At 72.0% G+C, this 24,090-nt stretch carries 27 protein-coding genes; 15 read left to right on the top strand and 12 right to left on the bottom strand.

Features of this window, described 5'->3' with window-relative positions; all coding sequences use genetic code 11:
• From GQQ95_RS15710 to GQQ95_RS15695, 4 genes are all read left to right on the top strand, one after another.
• Positions 1-235, top strand: a 235-nt coding sequence (locus tag GQQ95_RS15710) for a class II aldolase/adducin family protein (RefSeq protein WP_212275509.1), incomplete at its 5' end; no start/stop codon positions are given.
• Positions 232-1,887, top strand: coding sequence for a xylulokinase (locus tag GQQ95_RS15705; protein WP_157425900.1), 1,656 nt, complete (start codon positions 232-234; stop codon positions 1,885-1,887). The genes GQQ95_RS15710 and GQQ95_RS15705, both read left to right, overlap by 4 nt.
• A gap of 109 nt (positions 1,888-1,996) precedes the next feature.
• A complete protein-coding gene (gene araA, locus GQQ95_RS15700) occupies positions 1,997-3,520 on the top strand; it encodes an L-arabinose isomerase (RefSeq protein ID WP_157425899.1) in 1,524 nt (507 codons plus the stop codon).
• Between the two features lie 2 nt (positions 3,521-3,522).
• The gene (locus GQQ95_RS15695; protein ID WP_157425898.1) at positions 3,523-4,437 is read left to right on the top strand and encodes an aldose 1-epimerase family protein; all 915 of its coding nucleotides are present in this window, start codon (positions 3,523-3,525) and stop codon (positions 4,435-4,437) included.
• A 160-nt stretch (positions 4,438-4,597) separates the two neighbouring features.
• On the opposite strand, the gene GQQ95_RS15690 is transcribed toward GQQ95_RS15695, so the two are convergent.
• Entirely contained in the window at positions 4,598-5,608 is a 1,011-nt protein-coding gene (locus tag GQQ95_RS15690) for an LLM class flavin-dependent oxidoreductase (protein ID WP_157425897.1), read from the bottom strand.
• Positions 5,609-5,707: 99 nt separating this feature from the next.
• On the opposite strand from GQQ95_RS15690, the gene prpB reads away from it, so the two are divergent.
• Both prpB and GQQ95_RS15680 read left to right on the top strand, forming a co-directional pair.
• Complete coding sequence (gene prpB, locus GQQ95_RS15685) at positions 5,708-6,607, top strand: methylisocitrate lyase (RefSeq protein ID WP_157425896.1); 900 nt, start codon at positions 5,708-5,710, stop codon at positions 6,605-6,607.
• A 90-nt stretch (positions 6,608-6,697) separates the two neighbouring features.
• Positions 6,698-6,907 (top strand): three-helix bundle dimerization domain-containing protein, encoded by a 210-nt coding sequence (locus GQQ95_RS15680; protein WP_157425895.1) that lies wholly within the window; start codon positions 6,698-6,700, stop codon positions 6,905-6,907.
• A 113-nt stretch (positions 6,908-7,020) separates the two neighbouring features.
• On the opposite strand, the gene GQQ95_RS15675 is transcribed toward GQQ95_RS15680, so the two are convergent.
• Positions 7,021-7,689, bottom strand: a complete 669-nt coding sequence (locus GQQ95_RS15675) for a GAP family protein (protein ID WP_157425894.1) — start codon at positions 7,687-7,689, stop codon at positions 7,021-7,023.
• Positions 7,690-7,910: 221 nt separating this feature from the next.
• A complete protein-coding gene (locus tag GQQ95_RS15670; protein WP_157425893.1) occupies positions 7,911-8,480 on the bottom strand; it encodes an NADPH-dependent F420 reductase in 570 nt (189 codons plus the stop codon).
• A 109-nt stretch (positions 8,481-8,589) separates the two neighbouring features.
• Here GQQ95_RS15670 and GQQ95_RS15665 point away from each other — a divergent pair, with 109 nt between their 5' ends.
• The 5 genes from GQQ95_RS15665 (at position 8,590) to GQQ95_RS15645 (ending at position 12,969) form a co-directional block, all read left to right on the top strand.
• Entirely contained in the window at positions 8,590-9,111 is a 522-nt protein-coding gene (locus GQQ95_RS15665; RefSeq protein WP_157425892.1) for a MarR family winged helix-turn-helix transcriptional regulator, read from the top strand.
• Between the two features lie 114 nt (positions 9,112-9,225).
• Positions 9,226-10,452 (top strand): glycosyltransferase, encoded by a 1,227-nt coding sequence (locus tag GQQ95_RS15660; protein ID WP_170296926.1) that lies wholly within the window; start codon positions 9,226-9,228, stop codon positions 10,450-10,452.
• A gap of 116 nt (positions 10,453-10,568) precedes the next feature.
• Positions 10,569-11,942 carry an FAD-dependent monooxygenase gene (locus GQQ95_RS15655; RefSeq protein WP_157425890.1) on the top strand — a complete coding sequence of 458 codons (1,374 nt, stop codon included), beginning with the start codon at positions 10,569-10,571 and terminating at the stop codon, positions 11,940-11,942.
• A complete protein-coding gene (locus GQQ95_RS15650; RefSeq protein ID WP_157425889.1) occupies positions 11,939-12,460 on the top strand; it encodes a MarR family winged helix-turn-helix transcriptional regulator in 522 nt (173 codons plus the stop codon). Before GQQ95_RS15655 ends, GQQ95_RS15650 begins: the two co-directional genes overlap by 4 nt.
• Positions 12,457-12,969 carry a DUF3237 domain-containing protein gene (locus GQQ95_RS15645; protein WP_157425888.1) on the top strand — a complete coding sequence of 171 codons (513 nt, stop codon included), beginning with the start codon at positions 12,457-12,459 and terminating at the stop codon, positions 12,967-12,969. Before GQQ95_RS15650 ends, GQQ95_RS15645 begins: the two co-directional genes overlap by 4 nt.
• Here GQQ95_RS15645 and GQQ95_RS15640 read toward each other — a convergent pair.
• Positions 12,954-13,616, bottom strand: coding sequence for a TetR/AcrR family transcriptional regulator (locus GQQ95_RS15640; RefSeq protein WP_170296925.1), 663 nt, complete (start codon positions 13,614-13,616; stop codon positions 12,954-12,956). The genes GQQ95_RS15645 and GQQ95_RS15640 overlap by 16 nt on opposite strands.
• Before the next feature lie 218 nt (positions 13,617-13,834).
• Here GQQ95_RS15640 and GQQ95_RS15635 point away from each other — a divergent pair, with 218 nt between their 5' ends.
• From GQQ95_RS15635 to GQQ95_RS15625, 3 genes are all read left to right on the top strand, one after another.
• Complete coding sequence (locus tag GQQ95_RS15635) at positions 13,835-14,839, top strand: SDR family NAD(P)-dependent oxidoreductase (RefSeq protein ID WP_157425886.1); 1,005 nt, start codon at positions 13,835-13,837, stop codon at positions 14,837-14,839.
• A 149-nt stretch (positions 14,840-14,988) separates the two neighbouring features.
• Positions 14,989-15,501 (top strand): MarR family winged helix-turn-helix transcriptional regulator, encoded by a 513-nt coding sequence (locus GQQ95_RS15630; RefSeq protein WP_246205135.1) that lies wholly within the window; start codon positions 14,989-14,991, stop codon positions 15,499-15,501.
• A 72-nt stretch (positions 15,502-15,573) separates the two neighbouring features.
• Positions 15,574-16,050 carry a recombinase family protein gene (locus GQQ95_RS15625; protein WP_157425884.1) on the top strand — a complete coding sequence of 159 codons (477 nt, stop codon included), beginning with the start codon at positions 15,574-15,576 and terminating at the stop codon, positions 16,048-16,050.
• Between the two features lie 333 nt (positions 16,051-16,383).
• Here the strand turns inward: GQQ95_RS15625 and ectB are convergent, their stop codons facing one another.
• The 8 genes from ectB to GQQ95_RS15585 all read right to left on the bottom strand — a co-directional run bounded on the left by ectB (position 16,384) and on the right by GQQ95_RS15585 (position 22,924).
• Positions 16,384-17,652, bottom strand: coding sequence for a diaminobutyrate--2-oxoglutarate transaminase (gene ectB / locus GQQ95_RS15620; protein WP_157425883.1), 1,269 nt, complete (start codon positions 17,650-17,652; stop codon positions 16,384-16,386).
• Positions 17,653-17,694: 42 nt separating this feature from the next.
• Positions 17,695-18,210 carry a Fe-S cluster assembly sulfur transfer protein SufU gene (sufU, locus tag GQQ95_RS15615; RefSeq protein ID WP_157425882.1) on the bottom strand — a complete coding sequence of 172 codons (516 nt, stop codon included), beginning with the start codon at positions 18,208-18,210 and terminating at the stop codon, positions 17,695-17,697.
• Positions 18,207-19,496 carry a SufS family cysteine desulfurase gene (locus GQQ95_RS15610; protein ID WP_157426132.1) on the bottom strand — a complete coding sequence of 430 codons (1,290 nt, stop codon included), beginning with the start codon at positions 19,494-19,496 and terminating at the stop codon, positions 18,207-18,209. The genes sufU and GQQ95_RS15610 overlap by 4 nt, the downstream gene beginning before the upstream one ends.
• A gap of 140 nt (positions 19,497-19,636) precedes the next feature.
• Positions 19,637-20,443: an SGNH/GDSL hydrolase family protein gene (locus GQQ95_RS15605; protein ID WP_170296924.1), complete on the bottom strand. Its 807-nt coding sequence runs from the start codon at positions 20,441-20,443 to the stop codon at positions 19,637-19,639.
• A 44-nt stretch (positions 20,444-20,487) separates the two neighbouring features.
• Complete coding sequence (locus tag GQQ95_RS15600; protein ID WP_157425880.1) at positions 20,488-21,456, bottom strand: prenyltransferase/squalene oxidase repeat-containing protein; 969 nt, start codon at positions 21,454-21,456, stop codon at positions 20,488-20,490.
• A gap of 47 nt (positions 21,457-21,503) precedes the next feature.
• Positions 21,504-22,079, bottom strand: a complete 576-nt coding sequence (locus GQQ95_RS15595) for a GNAT family N-acetyltransferase (RefSeq protein WP_157425879.1) — start codon at positions 22,077-22,079, stop codon at positions 21,504-21,506.
• A gap of 41 nt (positions 22,080-22,120) precedes the next feature.
• On the bottom strand, positions 22,121-22,411 hold the full coding sequence (locus tag GQQ95_RS15590) for a DUF4287 domain-containing protein (RefSeq protein WP_157425878.1): 291 nt from the start codon (positions 22,409-22,411) through the stop codon (positions 22,121-22,123).
• A gap of 111 nt (positions 22,412-22,522) precedes the next feature.
• Complete coding sequence (locus GQQ95_RS15585) at positions 22,523-22,924, bottom strand: cupin domain-containing protein (protein ID WP_157425877.1); 402 nt, start codon at positions 22,922-22,924, stop codon at positions 22,523-22,525.
• 78 nt (positions 22,925-23,002) lie between these two features.
• Here GQQ95_RS15585 and GQQ95_RS15580 point away from each other — a divergent pair, with 78 nt between their 5' ends.
• Complete coding sequence (locus GQQ95_RS15580; RefSeq protein WP_157425876.1) at positions 23,003-23,992, top strand: ArsR/SmtB family transcription factor; 990 nt, start codon at positions 23,003-23,005, stop codon at positions 23,990-23,992.
• Positions 23,993-24,090: the final 98 nt, after the last annotated feature.

The raw sequence follows: 24,090 nt of genomic DNA, 5'->3' as shown, positions 1-24,090 counted from the left end.
CCGCAGCCGTGCGGTGTTGATGGCCAATCATGGGCCGTTCACGATCGGCGCGTCGGCCAAGGACGCGGTCAAGGCTGCGGTGATGGTCGAGGATGTCGCCCGCACGGTGCACCTGGCTCGTGAGGCGGGCCCGTTGGTCCCGATCCCGCAGGACGCGATCGACTGGTTGTACGACCGCTACCAGAACGTCTACGGACAGGCGAACGACACCCGCCGGAAGGAAGCCACCGCATGAGCGAGCCCACCACCCAGCAGACGGACGACGCACAGGCGCATGCGACGACGGATGCCGCGCGCACGGCGATCCTCGAGGGTCGCACGTCGCTCGGCATCGAGCTCGGCTCGACCCGCATCAAGGCCTGCCTCGTCGACTCGGCCGACCCCACGAACGTGCTTGCCGTCGGCAGCCACGAGTGGGAGAACCGGTTCGAGGACCGCGTCTGGACCTACTCCCTCGAGGACGTCTGGTCGGGCCTGCAGGCCGCGTACGCGGACCTCATCGCCGACGTGCGGCGCCGCCACGACGCGACGCCGCAGACCTTCGGCGCGATCGGCGTCTCGGCGATGATGCACGGCTACCTCGCGTTCGACGCGGCCGACGAGCTGCTCGTGCCGTTCCGCACCTGGCGCAACACCTCCACGGGCGCGGCATCCGCAGAGCTCAGCGAGCGCTTCGGCGTCAACATCCCGCTGCGCTGGTCGATCGCGCACCTGCACCAGGCGATCCTCGACGGGGAGGCGCACGTCCCCGACATCCGCTTCGTGACGACCCTCGCCGGGTACGTGCACTGGCGCCTCACCGACCGCAAGGTGCTGGGCGTGGGCGACGCGTCGGGCATGTTCCCGATCAGCACGGACCCGATCGACGCCGCCACCCACGGCTACGACGCGGGCCTGGTCGACTCCTACGACTCGCTCGTCGGCGACCGCGCGCCGCGCCCGCTGCTCGACCTGCTGCCCGAGGTGCTCGACGCGGGCGTGCCCGCCGGCGTCCTCACGGCGGCCGGCGCGGCCCTGCTCGATCCGACCGGCGGCCTGCAGCCCGGCGCCCCGTTCTGCCCGCCCGAGGGCGACGCCGGCACGGGCATGGTCGCGACGAACTCGGTCGCCCCGCGCACCGGCAACGTCAGCGCCGGGACGAGCATCTTCGCGATGGTCGTGCTCGAGCGCCCGCTCGAGCACGCGCATCACGAGCTCGACCTCGTGACGACGCCCGCGGGCGACCCCGTCGCGATGGTGCACTGCAACAACGGTGCGAGCGAACTGGCCGCGTGGGTCGGGCTCTTCGCGCAGTTCGGTGCCGCCTCGGGCAGCCCGGTCGACACCGACACGGCCTTCGACGTGCTGTTCCGTGCCGCGCTCGAGGGTGAGCCCGACGCCGGCGGACTGCTCGCCTACAACCACCTCGCGGGCGAGCCGATCGCGGGCCTCAGTGAAGGTCGCCCGCTCGTCGTCCGCACGCCCGACAGCCGGCTCACGCTGCCGAACTTCATGCGCGCCCAGCTGTACGGCGTGTTCGGCACGCTCGCGCTCGGCATGCGGGTGCTCGCGGGCGAGGGCGTCGAGCTCGACCGCATGTTCGCGCACGGCGGCATGTTCCGCACGGCGGGCGTCGCGCAGCGCTTCCTCGCCGGCTCGCTCGACGCGCCCGTGGCCGTCGGCGAGACCGCGTCCGAGGGTGGAGCCTGGGGCATTGCGGTGCTCGCCTCCTACCTCTCGGCGCCCGCGGGCACCGACCTCGACACCTACCTGCGCGACAGCGTCTTCGCGGACGCCGAGGTCGAGACCGTCACCCCCGACCCCGCGGATGTCGCCGGCTTCGCCGCCTACCTCGAGCGCTACCGGGCCGGCCTCGCCGCCGAGGCCGCGGCCGTCGAGGCGCTCTGACCCGAGGGGAGCGCCGCGCACGCGGCATCCGCTCGCACCGCACCCCTCGCAGCACGACGCCGCACAAGACCACACGAACCCAGCACGACCCGCACCGAAGGAGACCCGCATGACCCCCACGCCGCTCACGACCTCGCTCGACCAGTACGAGGTCTGGTTCCTCACGGGCAGCCAGCACCTCTACGGCCCCGAGACGCTCGCGCAGGTCGCCGAGCAGTCGCAGGCGATCGCCGAGACGCTCGACGCGGCATCCGACGTGCCGGTGAAGGTGGTCTGGCTGCCCGTGCTCACCGACTCGGCCGCGATCAAGAAGGTCATGCTCGAGGCCAACGCCGCCCAGAACGTCATCGGCGTCGTCGCCTGGATGCATACGTTCAGCCCCGCGAAGATGTGGATCGCGGGCCTCGACGCGCTGCAGAAGCCGCTCGCGCACCTGCACACGCAGGCCAACGTCGAGCTGCCCTGGGCGGACATCGACTTCGACTTCATGAACCTGAACCAGGCGGCGCACGGCGACCGCGAGTTCGGGTACATCCAGACCCGCCTCGGCGTGCCCCGCAAGACCATCGTCGGCCACGCGAGCGACCCGGTCGTGCAGCAGCAGCTCGGCACCTGGCAGCGTGCCGCGGCCGGCCTCGCGGCATCCCGCGACCTCAAGCTCGCGCGCTTCGGCGACAACATGCGCTACGTCGCCGTGACCGAGGGCGACAAGACCGAGGCGGAGCTGCGCTTCGGCGTGCAGGTCAACACGTGGGGCGTCAACGAGCTCGCCGAGGCGGTGGCCGCGGCATCCGAGGCCGAGATCGACGAGCTCGTCGCCGTCTACGAGAACGAGTACGACGTCGTGCCCGAACTGCGGCAGGGCGGCGAGCGCCACCAGTCGCTGCGCGACGGCGCCGCGATCGAGCTCGGCCTCCGCTCGTTCCTCGAGGAGGGCGGGTTCGGCGCGTTCACGACGTCCTTCGAGGACCTCGGTGCCCTGAAGCAGCTGCCCGGCCTCGCCGTGCAGCGCCTCATGGCCGAGGGTTACGGCTTCGGCGCCGAGGGTGACTGGAAGACGGCCGTGCTCGTGCGCATCGCGAACGTCATGGGTGCGGGCCTGCCCGGCGGCGCGAGCCTCATGGAGGACTACACCTACGACATGACGCCCGGCGACGAGCTCATCCTCGGCGCGCACATGCTCGAGGTCTCGCCCTCGCTCACGACCGCGAAGCCCACGCTCGAGGTGCACCCGCTCGGCATCGGCGGCAAGGACGACCCCGTGCGCCTGGTCTTCACGGCCGACGCCGGGCCCGCCGTCGTGGTCGCCATGAGCGACATGCGCGACCGCTTCCGCCTCACCGCGAACGTCGTCGAGAACGTCGCGCCGCGCGAGTCGCTGCCGAAGCTGCCCGTGGGCCGGGCCGTCTGGAAGCCGGCCCCCGACTTCCGCACGAGCGCCGCGGCGTGGCTCACGGCCGGTGCCGCCCACCACACCGTCATGTCGACCGCGGTCGGCATCGAGGTGTTCCGCGACTTCGCCGAGATGGCCGGCGTCGAGCTGCTCGTCATCGACGAGTCGACGACGCTGCCCGACTTCCAGCGCGAGGTGCGCTGGAACCAGGCGTACTACCGCCTCGCGCAGGGACTCTAGCCGTGGGCAACGCGCTGTCGGGATACCAGCACGAGATCGCCGCGCACGGGTACGCGGCGACCATCGCGAGCATCGGAGCCTCGCTCCGGTCGCTGACGTACGAGGGCCGCGACCTCGTCGTCCCGTTCGAGGCCGACGAGGTGCGTCCGGCGTACCGCGGGGTCACGCTCGCGCCGTGGCCCAACCGCGTGGTCGACGGCCGGTACCACTTCGGCGGCGTCGAGCAGCAGCTGCCGCTCACCGAGCCCGCGCGAGGCCATGCCCTGCACGGCCTCGCGGCGTGGCTCGACTTCGAGCCGGTGCTCCGCGAGAGCGCACGGGTCGTGCTCGCGGCGACCATCGAGGCGCAGACGGGCTACCCGCACCGCATCCTCGTCGAGGTCGAGTTCCGCCTCGACGAGTCGGGGCTGCACACGAACGTCACGGCCACGAACACCGGCCCGGATGCCGCGCCCTTCGGCACCGGCCCGCACCCGTACCTCGTGGCGGGCGCGGGCTCGGTCGACGACTGGGCCCTCGAGCTGCCCGCCGAGGTCGTGCTCGAGGTGACGCCCGACCGGCTCGTCCCGACCGGCGCGACGCCGGTCGCCGAGGCACGGGACGGCGACTCGTTCGACTACCGGATGCCGCGACGCATCGGATCCACCGAGATCGACCACGCCTTCACGGGGCTCGCCTTCGGTGAGGACGGCCTCGTGCGGGCCCGGCTCACGGATACGGACGGACGCGGCGTCGGCATGTCGTGGGCGGCCGACTGCCCGTGGGTGCAGATCCACACGGCTGACGGCAGCGGTCGTTCGGGCCTCGCGGTCGAACCGATGACCTGCCCGCCGGATGCGTTCAACTCGGGCACCGACCTCATCGTGCTGGAGCCCGGCGCCGCGGCATCCGCGGGGTGGACGATCTTCGCGATCTGACGCCCTCGCCCGTCTGCCGGATTCGGAGTTCCTGCCGACACGCCGTCGCCAGCACCTCGTGGTGCGGCGTGTCGCCGAGATCTCCGAATCCGGCAGACACGAGGCCCGGCTGGGCCCGGCCGGCCTCCGCCCTTCGACGAGGGCGGCGGTCGACCCGGCCTCAGCCGGGCAGCACCTCCGCGAGTCGCTCGAGCTCGCCGAGCCGGTCGTCGCCGACGGGCGTGAGCACCACGGTCGTCGCACCCGCCTCGTGCCGGTCGGCGATGCGCTCGCGCACCTGGGCGGATGTCCCGGCCAGGGCGAGCTCGGCGACCCACTCGTCGGGCAGCCGGGTGGCGAACTCGTCGGGTCCGCTGCACTGCTGGCGGAGGCGCGCGAGCTCTTCCGCGAAGGGCAGGCCGACCAGGTGCGGCGCCCAGTCGGGCTCGCCGATCCAAGCGAGCCCGGGGCGCACGCGGGCGATGGCGGTGGCGGCATCCTCGCGCACGGCCGCGACGTCGTAGGTCGTGACGTTGGGCCCGGTCGTCCCGGCCGCGACGGCCGCCGCCGTGCCGGCGTGGCCCGCTGCCCCCGCGCGGACGTGCCCGCGCGCGGCGGCGATGTACGGAGGCGCCGCGGGCTCGGCGAGCACGACGCCGTCGGCGACCGCCCCGGCGACCGCGAGCGACTTCGGTCCGCGCACGCCGAGCAGCACCGGCGGGACGCTCGCCGGGAGCTCGTCGAGCACGACGCCCTCCACGTTCACGTACCGCCCGGCAGCCGGACCCGCCTCCCCGCGCAGCAGTGCGCGCACGGCTGTCGTGTACTCGGCGAGGAGGGTCAGGGGGCTCGCGGGCCACGCGCCGATCTGTCGCATCCAGACGGGCATGCCGTGGCCGATGCCGGCGATGAAGCGGTTCGGGAAGAGCTGGCCGAGGGTGCCGATCTCCATCGCCGAGAAGGCCGCGTTACGGGCGCCCGCGGGCAGGATGCCCACGCCGACCGTGATGCGCTCGGTCGCCGCGAGCACCGCGCCGGCCTGGGCGATGCCGCTGCGGAACCCGAGGTCCTCGACGAGCCAGAGCTCGTCGAAGCCGAGCTCGTCGGCCCGGCGCGCGTACGGCAGCAGTTGGTCGATGGGCAGATCGCGGGGGAGGAGCACGCCGATACGCGCGGAGGAGGTTTCAGGCACGGGAGCATCCTCCCAGACCCCTTCCGGGGGCGGGTAGCCTGAGAAGCGGACCCGCCGGCTCGACGAACCACGCCCGGTGCGGCCACGAGAGGACACCCGATGCTGTATTCACAGACTCCCGCCGCCGAGAAGCGCCGACTGTTCCGCGAGCGGCTGGCGTCGGGCGAGCTGCTCCGCTTCCCGGGAGCGTTCAACCCGCTCTCGGCGCGGCTCATCGAGCGCAAGGGCTTCGAGGGCGTCTACATCTCGGGCGCCGTGCTCGCAGCCGACCTCGGGCTGCCCGACATCGGCCTCACGACGCTGACCGAGGTCGCAGGGCGCGGGCAGCAGATCGCCCGCATGACCGAACTTCCGGCCATCATCGACGCCGACACCGGGTTCGGCGAGCCGATGAACGTCGCGCGCACCATCCAGACCCTCGAGGACGCCGGCATCGCCGGCGCGCACATCGAGGACCAGGTCAACCCGAAGCGGTGCGGGCACCTCGACGGCAAGCAGGTCGTCGACGAGGGCACCGCGCTCAAGCGCATCCGCGCGGCCGCAGACGCCCGGCGCGACCCGAACTTCCTCATCATGGCCCGGACCGACATCCGTGCCGTGGAGGGTCTCGATGCCGCGATCGACCGCGCCAAGGCGCTCGTCGATGCCGGCGCCGATGCGATCTTCCCCGAAGCGATGCGCGACCTCGCCGAGTTCGAGGCGATGCGCACCGCGCTCGACGTGCCGATCCTCGCCAACATGACCGAGTTCGGCAAGAGCGACCTCTTCTCGGTGGACCAGCTGCGCGACGCCGGCGTGAACATCGTCATCTGGCCGGTGTCGCTGCTCCGCATCGCGATGGGAGCCGCCGACCGGGCGCTCGACACCATCATCGACGAGGGCCACCTCACGTCGAAGCTCGGCGAGATGCAGCACCGCGCCGACCTCTACGACCTCGTCGACTACGAGGGGTACAACCACTTCGACCAGGACGTCTTCAACTTCGAGATCACCCGCTGACCTCGACGGCCGCGCCGCGCGGCTGGGCGCACGCTGGGACTGCACGGCGCGTCGTTGACGCACCGTGCCGGGTGGGCTCAGACTCGCACTATGGAAGAACGCGAAGCCGCCGAACTGCGCAGCGTCGGAGAAGTCGTCGATCGTCTCGCCGTGAAGTACCCGAGTGTCGATCGGGCCGAGATCGCGAGGATCGTCGACGAGGAGCACCACGAGTTCGATGGGCGCAACGTGCGCGACTTCGTGCCCGTCCTCGTCGAGAAGAGTGCGAAGAAGCGGGTCAAGGCCCTGCAGTCGGCCTGACGTCGCGGACGTCCGCTCGGGTCTCCTGACCCGCGGATGCCGCGAGCCGGCGCCTCGGACCCGGTCGGCCAGGACCGGCGGATGCCGCGCCCCGGGCTCTCGGACCCGGCTGGTCAGAACCGGCTGATGCCGCTGCCGAGCACGACGACGCCGACCATCAGCACGATGAGCGAGGTGACGACGTCGCTGTTGCGGATGAGCCAGTCCTGCCAGATGACGAGCCGCGGTTCCATGCGCTTCGGCGCGGCGAGCGTGACGATGATCGGCACGGCGACCGTCGAGGCCGCGATCACCACGTAGAACCCGATGGAGACGGCCGATTCCCCGAGGTCGAGGTTCTCTCCGCGGATGGCCAGGCCGGCGGCGATCGCGAGCAGGATCGCCTTGGGTCGTACGTTCAGCACGAGGGCGAGTCCGACCGCCGACCATGCTCCGATCTTGTCGATCGAGCGGAGCCACTTCGGCAGCTCTGTGCGGGTCTCGTGACGGCTGCGCCGCCACGAGACCACGGCGAGCACGATCAGGGCCACGCCGATGATCGACTCCCAGATGCCGATCGCCGTGTTCGGGCGCAGGCCCAGCTTCGGCGTGGGGATGAGTTGCGCGCCGAGGGTGCAGATGGAGACCACGAGCAGGAGACCGGTGACCCAGCCGATGAGGAACGGCAGTGCCGTGCGGGTGCGATTCGGCGAGAGCAGCAGCACGATGGTCGCCATGATCGGCACGGAGCTGACGGCGGCCGCGATCGCGATCGGGAGCAGGTGGCCGATGGCGGCGATCATCGTCGTCGTCCTTCCTGCTCAGGGCCCGCTCGCGGGTGGTGTCGCGAGCGGCCGACGGCGGTGCCGCGACCGGGAGCGCAGCGCGTCTAGGTCAGGCTAGTGCTTCGGCCGCGAGATACCGGCGATGGCGCGGAGGGATTGCGCGGGGATTGCGCGGGGGGAAGGCGAACGGGCGGCAGCCCCGCGAGGGGCGCCGCCCGTTCGAACCGGCTCGACCGAGGTTAAGCGCTGAGCGAGAATCCGCCCGTCCAGGAGGTCTTCTCCTGGACGGCGAGCGTGAGCTGGAGGAAGCCGATCGCCTCGAGTTCACGGGCCCGCTTGAGCGCGCCCGCATCGATGACCTTGACGCCGCCCGCGGTGAAGACGTCGGCGACGAGCTGCTTGGCCTCGTCGTCATCGCCGGAGACGAGCACGGTCGTCTGCGCCTCGCCGACCCGCTTCGCGGCGAGCGTCGCGGCGAAGTTGGTGTTGAACGCCTTGAGGACGCGCGACTCGGGGAGCGCGGCGGCCAGGTCGGCGGCGGCGGAGCCGTCGGCGTCGACCACGAGTCCGTCGAAGGTGGCGAAGTCGAGCGGGTTGGTGATGTCGATGACGACCTTGCCCGCGAGCTGCGGGCCGTGCACGGCGACGACCTCGGCGAGGGCGGGATGCGGCACCGCGAGCACGACGATCTCGCCGGAGATGGGCGCGGCCCCGCGGCCGAGGTGCTCGACGGCGTTGCCGCCCTCGGTGACGAGGGCGCCGATGGCGGTGCCCATGTTGCCGTTGCCGATGATGCTGACCGTGGTCATTGTGCGACTCCTTCTGACGCGACGGCTCGAGTCGTCGCAATTACTTGTTGATACAATCAAACGTAGCACGACTTAGTTGTCATGACAACTAATGCGGTAGACTGGGCGCATGACCGCGACCCAGCCCTTCTCCTCGGCCGAGGCGACCGCCTGGGCCAGGCTCGTCGCCGTGAGCGAACTGCTGCCCACGATGCTCGACGCGCAGCTCCAGCGAGACGTCGAGCTGACCCACTTCGAATACCTCGTGCTCAGCGTGCTCGCGTCCTCGCCCGATCGCACGAGCCGCATGACCCGGCTCGCATCGCAGACCAACGCCACGCTCCCGCGCCTCTCGCACGTCGCCCGCCGCCTCGAGGAGAAGGGCCTCCTGGCCAGGTTCCCCTGCCCCCAGGACAAGCGCGCGACGAACGCCCGCATCACGGACGAGGGGCTCGCCGTCCTCGACCGCGCCGCGCCGGGCCACGTCGCGACCGTGCGGTCGAACGTGCTCGACGCGCTCGCCCCCGGAGAGCTCGACCAGCTCGCCGCCATCACCGCGAGCATCCTCTCGAAGCTCGACCCCGAGGGCCGGCTGTCGGCGACGCAGTGCGATGCGGCGAAGGACCGGCCCGAGGCATCCGCTCGCCCCTAGGCTTCAGGTCCGCGCCGTGAGGGCCGGCTTCCGGCTCCGCGGTCCGCCCCGGTGGCGCCCGTCGGGATGCCGGCGCATCGGACCGACCGGGCCCGGCGGTGCGATGATCGACCCATGGCGACCGTCGTCTTCTGCCCGGTGACCTTCAACCTCGCCGAGACCACCCGCATGATCGAGGTCGCCCGCGCCCTCGACGACTCGCACCGGGCGGTGTTCATGGGCTACGAGCACGACTTCGTGCAGCTCATCGCGGACGCCGGCTTCGAGTACCGCGCCTGCGAACCGGCCTGGTCCGCGGCGGAGCGGAAGCAGGCCCTCGACTTCGACCAGGGGCGGGCGCTGCGGAGTCCGTTCACCCGCGACCTCGTGTCGGCGCGCGTCGACGTGGAACGTCGCATCATCCGCGAGACGGATGCCGCGGCGGTCGTGATCGGCTCGAACATCACGTCGCTCATCTCCGCACGCGCCGAGGGCGTGCCGCTCTTCTATCCGGTGCCCTTCGCGCTCACCGGGCCGCAGGTCGCGCAGACCCGTCGCATGCACTTCGTGCAGGGTCGCGGGTGGCTCGCACGAACCGCCGATCGGGTCGCGACGACGGCGTTCCGCTGGGTGTACACCCGTGCCCCCGTCGCGCCGCGCGCCTTCGCCTCCGTCGCCGAGGCGAACGGGGTGCCGCCGCTCCGGACCGTCGCGTCGATGCTCGAGGCCGACGAGAACCTGCTGACGGTCATGCCGTGGGAACTGGACGGGTACGACCTGCCCGACGGCTACCGCCGCGTCGGGCCGATCTTCGCGCGGTTGGACGCGCCGATGCCTCCGATCGTGGATGACCTGGCCGCGGCATCCGAACCGCTCGTCTACCTCGGGCTCGGATCCTCGGCCGACCGGCGGCTCGCGCTCGCCGCGGCCGCCCAGCTGGGCACGCTGCCCGTCAACGTGGTCGCGCCGATCGGGCACTATCTGGAGCCCGGCGACGAGGTGCCCCCGAACGTGCACGTCACCGGACTGCTGCCCGCCCACCTGTTGGGCGGACTCGTCGACGCGGCCGTGCTGCACGGCGGCCAGGGCACCGTGCAGACGGCATGCGCCACCGGAATCCCCTTCGTCGGCCTCGGCCTGCAACCCGAGCAGGTGTGGAACGTGGAGGTGTGCGTCGGCCGCGGCAACGCCCTTCGCGTGCCGCCGAAGCACGTCGGGCGACCGGAGTTCATCGACGCAGTGCGCCGCGTGCTCACCGATCCGGGGATCCGCGAGGCCGCAACCGGGGTGCAGGAGGTCTTCGCAGGGCAGGACGGGCCTTCGGCCGCGGCGCGGCTCATCGAGGCCCGCATCAGCTCGTGAGGCGCGTCTGACGCGGAGTCCAGCGCGAGGCGCGTCTGGCGCGGAGTCCGCCGGCGGACCCTTGACAGGGAATTGCGTTTGTTCCAAACTCAATTCACGACCTGCAAGGAGGCAGCGTGAAGATCGTCATCGTCGGAGCCGGCATCGGCGGGCTCGCAACGGCACTGAGCCTGGAAGCGGCGGGGTTCCGCGACGTGACCGTCGTCGAGCGGGCCCGGGAGCTCCGGCCGCTCGGGGTCGGCATGAACCTGCTGCCGCACGCCGTGCGCGAGCTCACCGAACTCGGGCTCGTCGACGAGGTGGCCGCGATCGGCACCGCCCCCGCGCGGCTCTCGTACTTCACCCGCTTCGGGCAGCCCGTCTGGAGCGAACCCCGGGGCCTCGAAGCGGGATACCACTGGCCGCAGCTCTCGGTGCACCGGGGTGAGTTCCAACTGCTGCTCGCCGACGAGGTCCGGCGTCGCCTCGGCGCCGACGCGATCCGGCTCGGGTGGCGCGCGACCGGCGTCGAGCACGGCGTCGCGGGCTCCGACGGCGGCGGCGTCGTCGAGCGTGCGCGGTTCACGGATGCCGCGGGCGACGAGCTCGTCGTCGACGCCGACGTCGTGGTCGGGGCCGACGGCATCCACTCCGCCCTCCGGGCGCAGGCCCACCCGGCCGAGGGGGCGCCCCTGTGGAACCGGCTCCTGCTCTGGCGCGGCACGGCCCTCGCACCGACCTTCCTCGACGGTCGCACGATGATCATGGCCGGCGACGCCGAGCAGAAGTTCGTGGCGTACCCGCTCGTCGCATCGGGCTCCGACGACGGCATGACCCGCCTCAACTTCATCGCCGAGCGGCGTGCCCCCGCGGGCGTCAAGGAGTCCGCCGACTGGAACCGTGCCGTCGACCCGGCGCCGATCGCCGAGCTCTTCGCCGACTGGCGCTTCGACTGGCTCGACGTACCCGGCGTGATCGTCGCCGCCGACGAGATCCTCGAGTACCCGATGGTCGACCGCGACCCGCTCGAGCGCTGGACCGTCGGGCGGACGACGTTGCTCGGGGACGCCGCCCACGCGCTGTACCCCAACGGCTCGAACGGGGCCTCGCAGGCGATCCTCGACGCTCGCGCGCTCGCCTTCCACCTGGCTGCCGCCGAAGCGGCTGCTGCCGGCACGGCTGCCGCCGATACAGTCGCCTCCGGCACAGCCACGGCCGGCACGGCCACCACCGGCACGGCCGCCTCCGGCATCGACGCCGCGCTCGCCGCCTACGAGGCCGATCGCCGTCCCGTGACGACGCGCCTGAACGCGATGACCCGGCAGCTCGGCCCCGAGCGGGTCATGCAGCTCGCATACGAGCGCGCGCCGCAGGGCTTCGCCGACGTCCACGACGTGATCCCCGAGGCCGAGCTCCGGGAGATCGCCGAGGCGTACAAGGTCGCGGCCGGGTTCCACGCCGACCTGCTCAACGAGCGGTCGTCGCTGACGCCGCCGGCGGTCCGGGCATGAGCGGCGCCGAGCGCGCGGCCGACCGCGTCGACGTGGCCCGGCTCAGCGGGGTCATCTCGCCGCTGCGCCGCAGCCTGCTGCGCGCCGCCCGCGAGGCCGAAGACCTGCCCGACATCCCCGACACGCAGATCGAGGTGCTTCGAGCGCTTCCGGCGGGCACGACGCGGAGTCCGGTCGAGCTCGCCGACGACCTCAGCCTCAACCGCACGACGGTGAGCAACTTGCTGAAGTCCATGGCGGCCGCGGGGCTCGTCACGCGGGAGCCCGACCCGGCCGACCGCCGGCGTCTCGGCGTTCGCGCCTCCGAACGATCCGAGCGCCTGCTCGGCCGATTCGACGAGGCCAGCGCCTCCCTGCTCGGCGAGGCGGTCGACGCCCTCGATGCCGGCGACGCCCGCGCGCTCGCCGCCGCCGTGCCCGCACTCGAGCGGTTGCGCGACGCCCTGCAGGACGTATCCCGGACGCGGCGCGACCTCCGCTCGACGCCCGCCGTCGCACCCGGGGAGCCGGACGCATGAGCCCCGCGGATGCCGCAGCTCCGGCCGGTTCCGCAGGCGCGGCGGCCGTCGAGCCGCCGCCCGCCCGGCTCGTGAAGGTGTTCCGGGCCGACGTGCTCGTGGGCGACGTGGAGGACCACGGCGTGACGAGTCGGGGCCATCGCCGGGTCGTGCCGATCCTCGGGGGACGACTGGGTGACGGCGTCGACGCCGAGGTGCTGCCGGGCGGGGCCGACTGGCAGGTCGTGCGCTCCGACGGCACGATCGAGATCGACACGCGCTACACCGCCCGCACCGCGGGGGGCGAATTGCTCCACGTGCGCACGCACGGCCTTCGCTCCGGAGAGCCCGACGTGCTGGCGGCGCTCGGGCGCGGAGAGGCCGTGCCGTCCGACCGGTATGCGTTCCGGCTGCACGTGGAGGTCGAGACATCCGCCCCCGCATTCGCGGCCCTCCAGCGCCGCTTCATCATCGGGGTCGCCGCGCGCGGGCCCGACCGGGTCGTCTACGACGCCTACGCCGTCGACTGAGGCCGATCGCGCATGGGCGAGGCGATCGGCACGCCCGGGCCGACGAGCACGCGCCAGACCCACTCGGCGGCGGTCTCGATGTCGGGCCGAGGGTCGAGTTCGAGCCATGCCTGGATCACGGCCAGGCACGAACCCGCGATGCCGGCGGCCACGACGTCGATCGGCAGGCCCTCGAACGCCGTCGTGCCCGAGGAGATGACGCCCGCGCGGGCCTGAGCCTCGAAGCGGGCGCGGATGCGGGCGGCGACGATGGGGGAGCCGCGCTCGCCGAGGAGGCGCCGGTAGAGGTCGGCGTCAGCCTCGAAGTGGGCGATGAAGGCGACCATCGACTCGGGGAGCCGGTCGGGGATGTCGGTCGGGGTGCCGAGCTCGGAGACCGCCTCGATCTCGGCGGCCTCGATCGCGTCGGCGAGCAGCACCTGGCGGTCGTCGTAGTGCTGGTAGAAGCTCGAGCGGTTCACGCCCGCCGCCTCGGTCAGTTCCGCGACGGTCGCGTCGTCGAACCGGCCCTCGCGGGCGAGGACGAGGGCGGCGCGCTGAAGGGCACGCCGCGTGCGCTCGACGCGCGCGTCGACGCGCTCCTCGCGGTCGTCGTCGCGCTCATTGCGGCCGCCGTGCTCGTCGCGCTCACCACCGGGTTCGCCCATGCCCGCATTCTCGCAGTCCTCGAGGCGAGCTGGCCGTGAGTTCGCCGACAATTGTCGGATATCCGACAGATGTTGTTTAGGCTGGAGGTGTCCCGTCCGGAGTCGCACGGTGTGGTGCAGCATCCCGACGGACCGACGGACCGACGGATGCCGCAGCCCCGAGACATCCGGCGCACCCCGCTTCGACCGATCCGGCCGGACAGAAAGAAGGAAGCATCATGGCGCTCACCGCCAACTCCACCATCGCCGAATGGCTCGCCGACCCCGCCGGCAAGGCCGCGCTCCAGGGCCTCGTGGGCCAGGGCGGCGGCTCGACCGACCAGCTCGCCCCGATCGCGAGCCTTCCCCTGCAGCAGCTCGTCGTCATGAGCCAGGGCCAGATGCCGCAGTCGGCCGTGGACGAGCTCGTCAAGGCGGTCAACGGCGGCGTCATCCCCGAGGACGAGGGCGACTCCAAGGTCTGGGCCGAGAAGATCACCTCGGGCCGCTTCGCCGGCAAGACCGTCATCGTCACCGGCGCCGCGTCCGGCATCGGTCGCGCGACGGCGAGCCGCATCGCACGCGAGGGCGGCCGCGTCGTCGCCGTCGACATCTCCGCCGACAAGCTCGACGAGTTCGCCGCCTCGATCCCCGGCGCCGAGATCGTGCCCGTCGCGGGCGACATCACGAAGCAGGAGTCGATCGACGCGATCGTCGCCGCCGCCGGTGACTCGATCTACGGACTCGCCAATGTCGCGGGCATCAACGACGACTTCTCGCCGATCCACGAGACGCCCGACGCCATCTGGGACAAGGTCATGGCCGTCAACGTGACGGGCACCTTCAAGCTCACGCGCGCCGTCGTGCCGTTCATGCTCGAGGCCGGCAAGGGCTCGATCGTGAACGTCGCGAGCGAGGCCGGCCTTCGCGGCAACGCGTCGGGCAACGCCTACACGGCGTCCAAGCACGCCGTCGTCGGCATGACGAAGTCGGCCGCCTTCATGTACGCGCTGCAGGGCGTGCGCGTGAACGCCGTCGCCCCTGGCGGCGTCGCGACCGGCATCCCGTTCCCCCCGCACGTGTCCGAGGTCGGCTCCGCCCGCCTCGCGCCGTTCCAGGGGGCCATCCCGACCGTCGCGACGGCCGAGGCGCTCGCCGCCTCGATCACGTTCCTCCTGAGCGAGGACGGCGTCAACATCAACGGCGCGATCCTCGCCTCCGACGGCGGCTGGTCGGTGCAGTAGTCGCCGCTTGCACGATCGACGAGCGGGTCCGATGCCTCGGCATCCGGTCCGCTCGTTTCGTATCCGGGCCGCGGGTGCGGCGTTCTGTCCGCTCGCGGAGCCGGCATCGAGTGCTCCGGATGCCGCGTGATCGCGCTACCGTCGAGAGCGTGAACCCCAGGCCGAGCGAACGCGACGACGAGGTCGACCTGCTGATCGACGCGTGGTCCCGGCGGTTGCCCGAGACCGACCTCTCACCGCTCGACGTGATGTCGCGACTGCGCCGGGCAGCGAACCGGCTCGCGAAGCTGCGGGCCGCCGCGTTCAAGGACGCCGGTCTCGCGTCGTGGGAGTTCGACGTCCTCGCGGCGCTGCGCCGCCAGGAGGAGCCGCATGAGCTCAGCCCCGCGCAGCTCATCGCCGCGACGATGATCGGCAGTGCGGCGATGACGAACCGGCTCGAGAACCTCGTCGTCCGGGGGCTGGTCGAGCGACGGCCCAACCCTCGCGACGGGCGCAGCATCCTGGTGCGCCTCAGGCCCGAGGGCGTCGAGCGCGTCGACGAGGCCATGCGCGGACTCGTCGCTCGCGAGGGCGTCGAACTGGCGGCGCTCAGCCGCGACGATCAGGCCGCACTCGCGCGCCTGCTCCGGCTGCTCTCGCAGGAGCAGCCGCCTGCCTGAGCTTCCGAGTGAGGCCGTCTCCCGGATGTCGGCCGGAACTGGGACAATGGACCCAAACCAGAAAGGCTGATCATGGGCGATGTGACGAGCGCGGCACCGAGCGGGCACGCGGATTCCGCGAAGCGCGCGGCGACGGCGACGCACGTGCACGTCGCGAACGACTGCCCCGAGTGCTTCGTCGAGCTGCAGCGCGACTCCGACTGGTGGAAGGCCAAGCCCGAGGGCTCACGCCTCGTCGGGTTGGTCGTGGCCCGCGACGACATGCCGCCGATCGTCGAGCAGCGTCGCGACCTCACCGCGTTCGGCGTCGCGATCCCCGACTTCAGGTTCCCGGCGCCCGAGAACGACGACACCTGGGAGGAGCGGCTCGAGCGCTTCTTCGGAACCCTTCGCGCGGGTGACGTGCTCGTCGTGGCGAACCGCCATGCCATGGGCCGCAGCGTCGACGAGGAGACCCGAACCATCGCGGCGCTTCGCCGACGCGGCATCGTCGTCAAGGTGCTGAGCCACGGCGCACGCCACCTCGCCGACGCCGAGCCGGTCGCGTAGTTCGCTCGCCGCGCGCGCCGGGCGCCGGGCGCGGGCGCCTTCGGCCGCTCGCCGCCGTGATCCGAAACAGGCAACGGCGGACGACACGCCGCGGTCGTGCCTGTTCCCGGCTCGGCTGGGCCGGATCCGCCTGTTCTCGGAACGCGGCAAAGGACGGCGCCGGCCGGAGCCGGGCCCGTTGAGCCGCTCGCCGTCGTGATCGGAAACAGGCAACGGCGGACGACACGCCGCGGTCGTGCCTGTTTCCGGCTCGACTGGGCCGGATCCGCCTGTTCTCGGAACGCGGGAAAGGACGGCGCGGGCCGGAGCCGGGCTCGGCGCTCCCCGACGCCGCTACTCGGCCAGGGCGGCGGCGAGGCTCTCGCGCACGATCGAGAGGCCGCGCAGCAATTCGTCTTCGCTGATCGTCAGCGCCGGCAGGAACTTCAGCACCTCGTCGTGAGCGCCGGAGGTCTCGATGACGAGCCCGCGCGAGAACGCCTCCTTCGAGATGCGGCCGGCGAGGCCGCGGTCGGCGTCGCACGCGAGGCCGTACATGAGGCCGCGACCGCGCACGACGAACCCGAGGTCGGTGTACTCGGCGGCGATCTTCTCGAGCTCCGACGCGAGCAGCGCCGACTTCGAGGCGACGCCGTCGACGAACGCGGTGTCGGCCCAGTAGTTCTCGAGGGCCGCGCGGGCGGAGACGAAGGCGAGGTTGTTGCCGCGGAAGGTGCCGGTGTGGGCGCCGGGCTTCCACACGTCGACCTCGGGGCGCAGCAGCACGAGCGACATCGGCAGGCCGGAGCCCGAGATCGACTTCGAGACGGTCACGATGTCGGGCACGATGCCCGACTGCTCGAACGCGAAGAACGCACCCGTGCGACCGACCCCGGCCTGGATCTCGTCGAGGATGAGCAGGATGCCGCGCTCGGCGGTGATCGTCCGCAGGCGCTGCAGCCACGGGACGCTCGCGACGTTGATGCCGCCCTCGCCCTGCACGGCCTCCACGATGACCGCCGCGGGCAGGTCGACGCCCGAGCCCGGGTCGTCGAGCATCTTCTCGAGGAGGTCGAGCGTGTCGACCTCGGTGCCGAGGTAGCCGTCGTAGGGCAGGCGAGTGATGTTGTCGAGCGTGATGCCTGCGGCGCCGCGGTAGTGGCTGTTGCCGGTCGCGGCGAGCGCGCCGATGCTCAGGCCGTGGAAGGCGTTCGTGAACGCGATGACGTTGGTGCGGCCGGTCGCCTGGCGGGCGACCTTGAGGGCTGCCTCGACGGCGTTGGCGCCGGTGGGCCCGGTGAACTGCAGCTTGTGGTCGAGCCCGCGTGGCTCGAGCACGAGACGCTCGAACGCCTCGATGAAGGCCTTCTTGGCCGAGGTCGCCATGTCGAGGCCGTGGATGATGCCGTCGTGCTCGAGGTACTCGATGAGTGCGCGGGTGAAGAGCGGGTTGTTGTGCCCGTAGTTCAGCACGCCGGCACCGGCGAAGAAGTCGAGGTACTCGCGGCCGTCTTCGCCGATCAGCGTCGAGCCGACCGCCCGATCGAACACGGTCGGGAAGGCGCGCACGTAGCCGCGCACCTCCGACTCACGGCGGTCGAAGACGTCAAGGGCGTCGCTCATGGCAGGCGTTTCCTCTTTCTGTACGGCGGCGGTGGTACGAGCCTAAGCCTGTTCGCTGGGCGTCGGCGCCGAGGCATCCGTCACCCCGGCCGGCACGGCGTGTGCGGCGCCGGCAGCAGCGACGGCCGCGTTCAGGCAGGCTTCGAGGGCGACCCAGGAGAGCATGGCGCACTTGACGCGCATCACGTACTTGGAGACGCCGTGGAACGCGATCGCGTCGCCGAGCAGGTCTTCATCGGGCTCGCCGGCGCCCTGCGAGCGCAGCATCGACCGGAACCCGTCGATGAGCTCTCGCACGTGCGCCACGTCGGAACCGACGACGAGCTCCGTCAGGGCCGATGCGGAGGCCATCGAGATGCTGCATCCATCGCCCTGCCAGCCGACGGCCTCGACCTTCGTGCCGGATGCGTCGAGCCGGAGGCCGAGGGTGATCTCGTCGCCGCACGTGGGGTTCAGCTCGTGGTGCGAGGCGTGCGGATCGGCGAGCGCGCCGTCGCCGACGCGGCGCTTCGAGTGGTCGAGGATGAGCTCCTGGTAGAGCCCCGACAGGTCGCTCATGCGCTCGCCCCCGTCACGCCGAAGAACGCGCGGACCTCGCCGAGGGCGGCCGTGAAGCGGCGCACCTCGTCGGCCGTCGTGTAGACGTAGGCGCTGGCGCGCGTCGTGGCGCGCAGGCCCAGGCGGCGGTGCAGCGGCTGCGCGCAGTGGTGCCCGACTCGCACGGCGATGCCCCGCGAGTCGAGGAACTGCCCGACGTCGTGCGCATGCACGCCGGGGACGTCGACGCTCGCGAGGGCGCCGCGCTCGACGCCGGCCCCGCTGCCCACCAGTCGGACGCCGGGGATGCGCGAGACCTCGTCGACCATCAGCGCGGCGAGTTCGACCTCGTGCTCGTGCACCCGGTGCATGTCGAGGCGCTCGAGGTACCGCACGGCCTCGGCGAGGCCGACAGCCTGCGAGACGGGCTGGGTGCCGGCCTCGAATCGCTGCGGTGACGGCAGGAACTCGGCCGCCTCCATGGTCACGGTCGTGATGGTCGAGCCGCCCGTGCGGGCCGGGGGCAGCGCGTCGAGCAGGTGCGCGCGGCCGTAGAGCACGCCGATGCCGTTCGGACCGAGCATCTTGTGCGCCGAGAAGGCGGCGAAGTCGACGCCGAGCGCCGCGAAGTCGGTGGGGCGGTGCGGCACCGACTGGCAGGCGTCGAGCACCACGAGCGCCGCGTGGCGGTGTGCGAGCTCGACCACGTCGGTCACCGGGGCGACGTGGCCGGTCACGTTCGAGACGTGCGCGAACGCGACGAGCCTGGTCTTCTCGCCGATGACGGATGCCGCGTGGTCGATGTTCCACGTGCCGTCGTCGTCGACGGGGATCCAGCGCAGGGTCGCGCCGGTCTTCGCCGCGAGGCGCTGCCACGGGATGAGGTTCGCGTGGTGCTCGGCCTCGGTCACGACGATCTCGTCGCCGGGGCCGAGCCGGAACACGTCGGCCTCGGCGCCGCCCAGGCCCGCTGCGGCATCCGCCATGCCCAGGGCGACGATGTTGATCGCGTCGGTCGCGTTCTCGGCCCAGACGATCTCGCGCTCGCCGGCGCCGACGAAGCGGGCCACGGTCGCGCGCGCATCCTCGAAGGCGGTCGTGGACGTGCCGACGAGCGTCGAGGCGCCGCGGTGCACGGCCGCGTTCGCGTGCTCGAGGAACGCGCGTTCGGCGTCGAGCACCTGCACCGGGCGCTGCGCGGTGGCACCCGAGTCGAGGTAGGCGAGCGGGAAGCCGTTCAGCTCCTGCGCGAGGTACGGGAAGTCCCGTCGGATGCTCGCGAGATCGAGGGGCTGGGACGTCGTCATGGATTCGAAGGTCACGTGGGTCTCCTGCACCCGATCGGTCGCGACGGTTCGCGCGCGCGGTGCTCCTCAATTGTCTCGCACTTCGGCTGGGTGGCGGCCGGATCCCGCCACAACGGTGCCCGGCCGCGCCGAGGTGCCGATCACGGGGCGCGCGACGCGGGGGCGGCGGCGTCGAGCTGCGCCAGGCGCGCCTCGACCGCCGGGCGGAACGCCTCGGCCCAGATGCGGTACCCGCGGTCGTTGGGGTGGAACAGGTCTCCCGCGAACTGCGTCGACACGCCCCAGAGTCCCTGCCGGTTCGTGCGGGAGAAGAGCGGCACCACGACCAGGCCTCGCTCAGCGGCGGCGGCCCGGAGCAGGCGGTTCGCCGTGCGCACCCGGCCCTGCGCGGGCGGGAAGTAGAAGCTCGGCAGGTCGGCCACGATCGCGTGATCGGGCAGCCGCGCGAACAGCTCGCGCAGTTCGCGGTCGAATCGCACGGGGTCGAAGTCCGCGATGTCGTTGGCGCCGATGCAGACCGTGAGCACGTCGGGGTCGAGTCGCTCGAGCACGGGCAGCTCGGAGTCGAGCGCGATGCGCAGCGTCGCACCCGAGATGCCGAGGTTCACGGTGCGGATCTCGCGGGTGGATGCCGCGGCCAGCGTGCGCGCGACGAATCCGACGTAACTGTGTCCCGGCCGGCTCGCGCCGATGCCTTGGGCAGCCGAGTCGCCGACGGCGACGTAGAGCAGCTCGCCGGCCCCCGCGCGCTGCTCCCGCCAGTACGCCGAGTTCACGGGGATCGCCTCCGCGAGCGCGGTGCGCCAGTGGTGCTGGCGGCGGGCGAGCCAGCGCCACTGGAACGCCACCCCTGCGGCGGTCGCCCCGAGCAGGAGGCCGACGACGATCGGGCGCGTTCGAGACCGTCGATCGGTGGAGCGCGGCTCGGCGCTCCGGCCCCGGGGCATCCGGCGACCTGCCTGCCGGGACGTGCGCTGACTCGTGCGGCGCGTCATGCGGCCGATCGGCCCGAATCGGCCCAGTCGAGCACCCGCAGCGCGCGCAGCGTGTTCCACGGGCTCGGGGTCCCGGCCGGCTCGTCGATCGCGAAGAACACCTCGCCGTTCCACGGGTCGCCCGCGGCCCAGCGGCCGTCGTCGCGGCGATGCGAGCGGAGCAGCTCGACGGCCGGCTCGAGTCGTTCGTCGGGCGCGGTGCCGTCGATGATCGAGGCCTCGCGGAAGTGGTCGAGCGCACGCAGCACGTCGTACACCCAGTACGGCGGGAAGATGAAGTTCTCGTAGCGCTCGCGCACGATGCCGCCCGTCGACTTGCGCCGGTAGAGGTTGCGTTCGAGCAGGTACTCCTCGCCGTGATGGCGGGCCGCGATCACCTCGGGCGGCGTCGCGCCATCGCCGACGGCGCGCTGGAATTCGAGAAGCCCCTCGAGCACGCACAGCGTTGAGTCGAAGGACGAGCGATCGGATTCCTCCCGAGGTTCGCAGTTCCAGCCGCCGTCCTCGAGCTGCCCCTCGAGGAGCAGGCCGATCATGCGATCGGCGCCGTCGCCGAGCACGCCGAAGTACGCGGATGCCGCGAGCACGCCGCCGTTGACGCACGCCTCGACCTCGCCCGCGAAGAACGGCAGGCCCCCGTCGTCCTCGCTGAAGCGCACGCCCGATCGGACACGCTCGATCGCGCGGCGCGTGGGCGCGACATCCGGATCGATGCCGAGGCGGCGCAACGCCTGCAGGGTCCACATGACGCTGCGGCGATCGCCGTCGACGCCGTACGCCTGGCCGCCCCAGTACCCGTCGGCGGTCTGCAGGTCGAGTAGCCCGGCACCGTGGCCCTCGGTCGCGATGCGGGCACGCTCGGTCGCGACCCGCTCGGGCGGCTGGTCGGTGAGATCGCGCATCACCTGCCAGCGCACGGAGGGATCGGATTCGAGCAGCCATTCGATGACGTCGACGCGTTGCATGCGTTCCATGCTGTCGGGTGCGGATGCCGCTGCCAAGGGGCTTGCGTTCACGTACCGAGTCCCAGGCGCATGAGCACCCGCGGGAACCCGTTGATCACCGACGTGGTGTCTGCCGCCTTGCGGAACCCGGCCTTCTCGAAGAGCGCACGCGTTCCGACGTAGGCCATCGTCAGGTCGACCTTCGCGCCCCGGTTGTCGACGGGGTAGCCCTCGATGGCCGGGGCGCCATGGTCGCGGGCGAACGCGACGGCACCCTCGAGGAGCCGGTGCGAGATGCCCTCGCCCCGGTGGCCCGGACGCACGCGGATGCACCACACCGACCAGACGTCGAGGTCGTCGACGTGCGGGATCTTGCGGTTGCGCGCGAAGCTCGTGTCGGCCCGAGGATGCACGCCGGCCCAGCCGACGACCTCGTCGCCCGCGTAGGCGAGCACGCCCGGCGGCGGATCCTCGGCGCAGAGCTCGCGTACGCGCTCGCCGCGTGCCGGGCCCGTGAGGGCCAGGTTCTCCTTGGACCCCACGCGGTAGCTCAGGCAGAAGCAGACGTTCGCGTCGGGCCGCTTGGGCCCCACCATCGTCGCCACGTCCTCGAAGACGGACGCCGGTCGCACCTCGATCCCCATGGCGCCACGATGCCACCGGCCACCGACATCCGGAACCAGTGCTATCGGTTCGGATTCGTCGCCGCGCCGTCGAGCCAGAGCATGTTGCTCGGGTCGCTGTGCGCGGTGCCGGTGCCCACGTGCTTGTCGCTGATCTGCGGGCCCTTCGTGATGACGTGCACGAGCGCCATCGCGTGCCCCTGCCCGAGGCCGTAGTCGGCCTTCAGCCACGCGACGATGGGCGTGGACTTCGTCGTCTCGTCGAAGCCCTGCTCGTGCGCCAGTTCGATGAACTCGCGCGGCGTGATGCCGGTCTTCGCCTCGATGTTGTCGAGATATGCCTGGAACGTCATGTTCGTTTCCCTTCGGAGTTCGGAGTTCGGAGTTCGGAGTTCGGAGGTCGGAGTTCGGAGTTCGGAGTGCGGAGTTCGGGAGTTCGGCGTTCGGAGTTCGGGCCGCGTGGCTCAATCGGCCCACGTCTGGATGATGACCGGCGAGGCGTGGATGCAGAGCATCTTGAGCCGGGCCTCGCTTCGGTTGGCGAACCGGTGCCAGACCCCGGTGGGCACGGTCGCGGTGTCGCCGACGCGTGCCGTGAGCTGCCGGTCGCCGATCGTGAGCTCGGCCTCGCCCTCGAGCACGATCCACGTCTCGGGGTACGGGTGCCAGTGCAGGTCGGTGCCCTGGCCGAGCTCGTAGTCGACGAAGAAGTAGGAGACGCCCGACCCGTGCTCGGCGCCGACGAAGCGGCGGGTGCGGCTCGTCGAGGTGATGAGCAGGTCGGCGGCGTGCACGAGGTCCGGCGCGTCCGAGGGGTCGGTCGTGGGCGCGAGCAGGATCTCGGCCGGCGTCGATGACGTGATCATGGGGTCCTCCGGGTCGGTGGGTGGTCTGTGTCGTGAACAGGCTCCACCCGCGGCATCCGCTCGCGTTAGAGTTTCGACGTGGATCGAAACTTCGTGGACTTCCGCCTTGCGCCCGACGACATCTCGGCGATCAGGTTCGGCGTCTCGCCCGGTCACGAGCTCTGCAACGCGGTGCGCGTGCTGCAGCGGCCCGAGGAGTACCCCCTGCAGTGGGGCTGGCTCCGCGGGGCGCGATCCCGGATGCCGCGACCGGCCTTCGAGCTGCTGGCGACGGTGATCGGGGCCGAGGGGTACTTCCCCGACTTCTTCACCGCGACGCCGACGTGGGACATGCAGCCCGCCGACGAGTTCGAGCGGCTGCGAACGGTCTCGCCCGAGCTCATGCGCGTGGACCTGCGCAAGATGGTGCTGCGGTCGACGGGGGCCAGGCAGCACGCGATCCAGCGCATGCTCGACGATCCGTTGCGCGCCCGCGCCATGCTCGCCGACGCCGTCGAGTCGATGTGGGAGGCCGTGCTCGCGCCGGTCTGGGTGCAGCTCGAGCGCATCCTCCGGGCCGACATCGCGGTGCGGGCGCGGCGCATCGCCACCGACGGGCTCGCGGGCATGGTCGGGTCGCTGCACCGCACCCTGGCCTGGAGCGACGACGTCGTGCGGGTCGAGCTGCGCATGCATCGCGAGGAGCTCGACTGCCGGGGGAGCGGGCTCGTGCTCGTGCCGTCGGTGTTCACCGCCCAGGGCTGCACGGTGCTGACCGAACCGCCCGCGCAGCCGACGATCTTCTATCCGGCGCAGGGCGTGACCGAGACCTGGGCCAGGGACGCGGGATCCGCCGCCGAGGCGCTCGGAGCGCTGCTCGGCCCCGCTCGCGCCGGGATCCTGCTCGACGCGCATGCCGAGCGCACGACCTCGCAGGTGGCCTCCGACGCCGGCCTGGCGATCTCCACGGCCTCGCATCACCTGAGCGTGCTGCGCGAGAGCGGGCTCGTTGCGAGCCGCCGCGACGGCGCCCGGATGCTGCACCTGCGAACGCCGCTCGGGGAGGCGATCGCGGGCGCGACGCTCTGACGGGCGCGCCGGATTTCGCCCCTGCGAGGGCGACGGCGTGTCGCCCGCGGCCGCGCGGATGGCCACGCGAACATCGCGGCTCGTCTGATGAATCCTGC

Source organism: Agromyces salentinus, assembly GCF_009749395.1.
In the GTDB taxonomy this organism is placed as follows: Bacteria; Actinomycetota; Actinomycetes; order Actinomycetales; family Microbacteriaceae; genus Agromyces; species Agromyces salentinus.
Note: the sequence above shows the minus strand (reverse complement) of the source record. Positions and strands in the feature narration are given on the sequence as shown.

Bases quoted from the DNA above. Each gene is read 5' to 3' on its own strand.
- GQQ95_RS15705 (WP_157425900.1), top strand. From the start codon at position 232: ATGAGCGAGCCCACCACCCAGCAGACGGACGACGCACAGGCGCATGCG.
- araA (WP_157425899.1), top strand. From the start codon at position 1,997: ATGACCCCCACGCCGCTCACGACCTCGCTCGACCAGTACGAGGTCTGG.
- prpB (WP_157425896.1), top strand. From the start codon at position 5,708: ATGCTGTATTCACAGACTCCCGCCGCCGAGAAGCGCCGACTGTTCCGC.
- GQQ95_RS15680 (WP_157425895.1), top strand. From the start codon at position 6,698: ATGGAAGAACGCGAAGCCGCCGAACTGCGCAGCGTCGGAGAAGTCGTC.
- GQQ95_RS15675 (WP_157425894.1), bottom strand. From the start codon at position 7,689: ATGATCGCCGCCATCGGCCACCTGCTCCCGATCGCGATCGCGGCCGCC.
- GQQ95_RS15670 (WP_157425893.1), bottom strand. From the start codon at position 8,480: ATGACCACGGTCAGCATCATCGGCAACGGCAACATGGGCACCGCCATC.
- GQQ95_RS15665 (WP_157425892.1), top strand. From the start codon at position 8,590: ATGACCGCGACCCAGCCCTTCTCCTCGGCCGAGGCGACCGCCTGGGCC.
- GQQ95_RS15660 (WP_170296926.1), top strand. From the start codon at position 9,226: ATGGCGACCGTCGTCTTCTGCCCGGTGACCTTCAACCTCGCCGAGACC.
- GQQ95_RS15650 (WP_157425889.1), top strand. From the start codon at position 11,939: ATGAGCGGCGCCGAGCGCGCGGCCGACCGCGTCGACGTGGCCCGGCTC.
- GQQ95_RS15645 (WP_157425888.1), top strand. From the start codon at position 12,457: ATGAGCCCCGCGGATGCCGCAGCTCCGGCCGGTTCCGCAGGCGCGGCG.
- GQQ95_RS15640 (WP_170296925.1), bottom strand. From the start codon at position 13,616: ATGGGCGAACCCGGTGGTGAGCGCGACGAGCACGGCGGCCGCAATGAG.
- GQQ95_RS15635 (WP_157425886.1), top strand. From the start codon at position 13,835: ATGGCGCTCACCGCCAACTCCACCATCGCCGAATGGCTCGCCGACCCC.
- GQQ95_RS15625 (WP_157425884.1), top strand. From the start codon at position 15,574: ATGGGCGATGTGACGAGCGCGGCACCGAGCGGGCACGCGGATTCCGCG.
- ectB (WP_157425883.1), bottom strand. From the start codon at position 17,652: ATGAGCGACGCCCTTGACGTCTTCGACCGCCGTGAGTCGGAGGTGCGC.
- sufU (WP_157425882.1), bottom strand. From the start codon at position 18,210: ATGAGCGACCTGTCGGGGCTCTACCAGGAGCTCATCCTCGACCACTCG.
- GQQ95_RS15610 (WP_157426132.1), bottom strand. From the start codon at position 19,496: ATGACGACGTCCCAGCCCCTCGATCTCGCGAGCATCCGACGGGACTTC.
- GQQ95_RS15605 (WP_170296924.1), bottom strand. From the start codon at position 20,443: ATGCCCCGGGGCCGGAGCGCCGAGCCGCGCTCCACCGATCGACGGTCT.
- GQQ95_RS15600 (WP_157425880.1), bottom strand. From the start codon at position 21,456: ATGCAACGCGTCGACGTCATCGAATGGCTGCTCGAATCCGATCCCTCC.
- GQQ95_RS15595 (WP_157425879.1), bottom strand. From the start codon at position 22,079: ATGGGGATCGAGGTGCGACCGGCGTCCGTCTTCGAGGACGTGGCGACG.
- GQQ95_RS15590 (WP_157425878.1), bottom strand. From the start codon at position 22,411: ATGACGTTCCAGGCATATCTCGACAACATCGAGGCGAAGACCGGCATC.
- GQQ95_RS15585 (WP_157425877.1), bottom strand. From the start codon at position 22,924: ATGATCACGTCATCGACGCCGGCCGAGATCCTGCTCGCGCCCACGACC.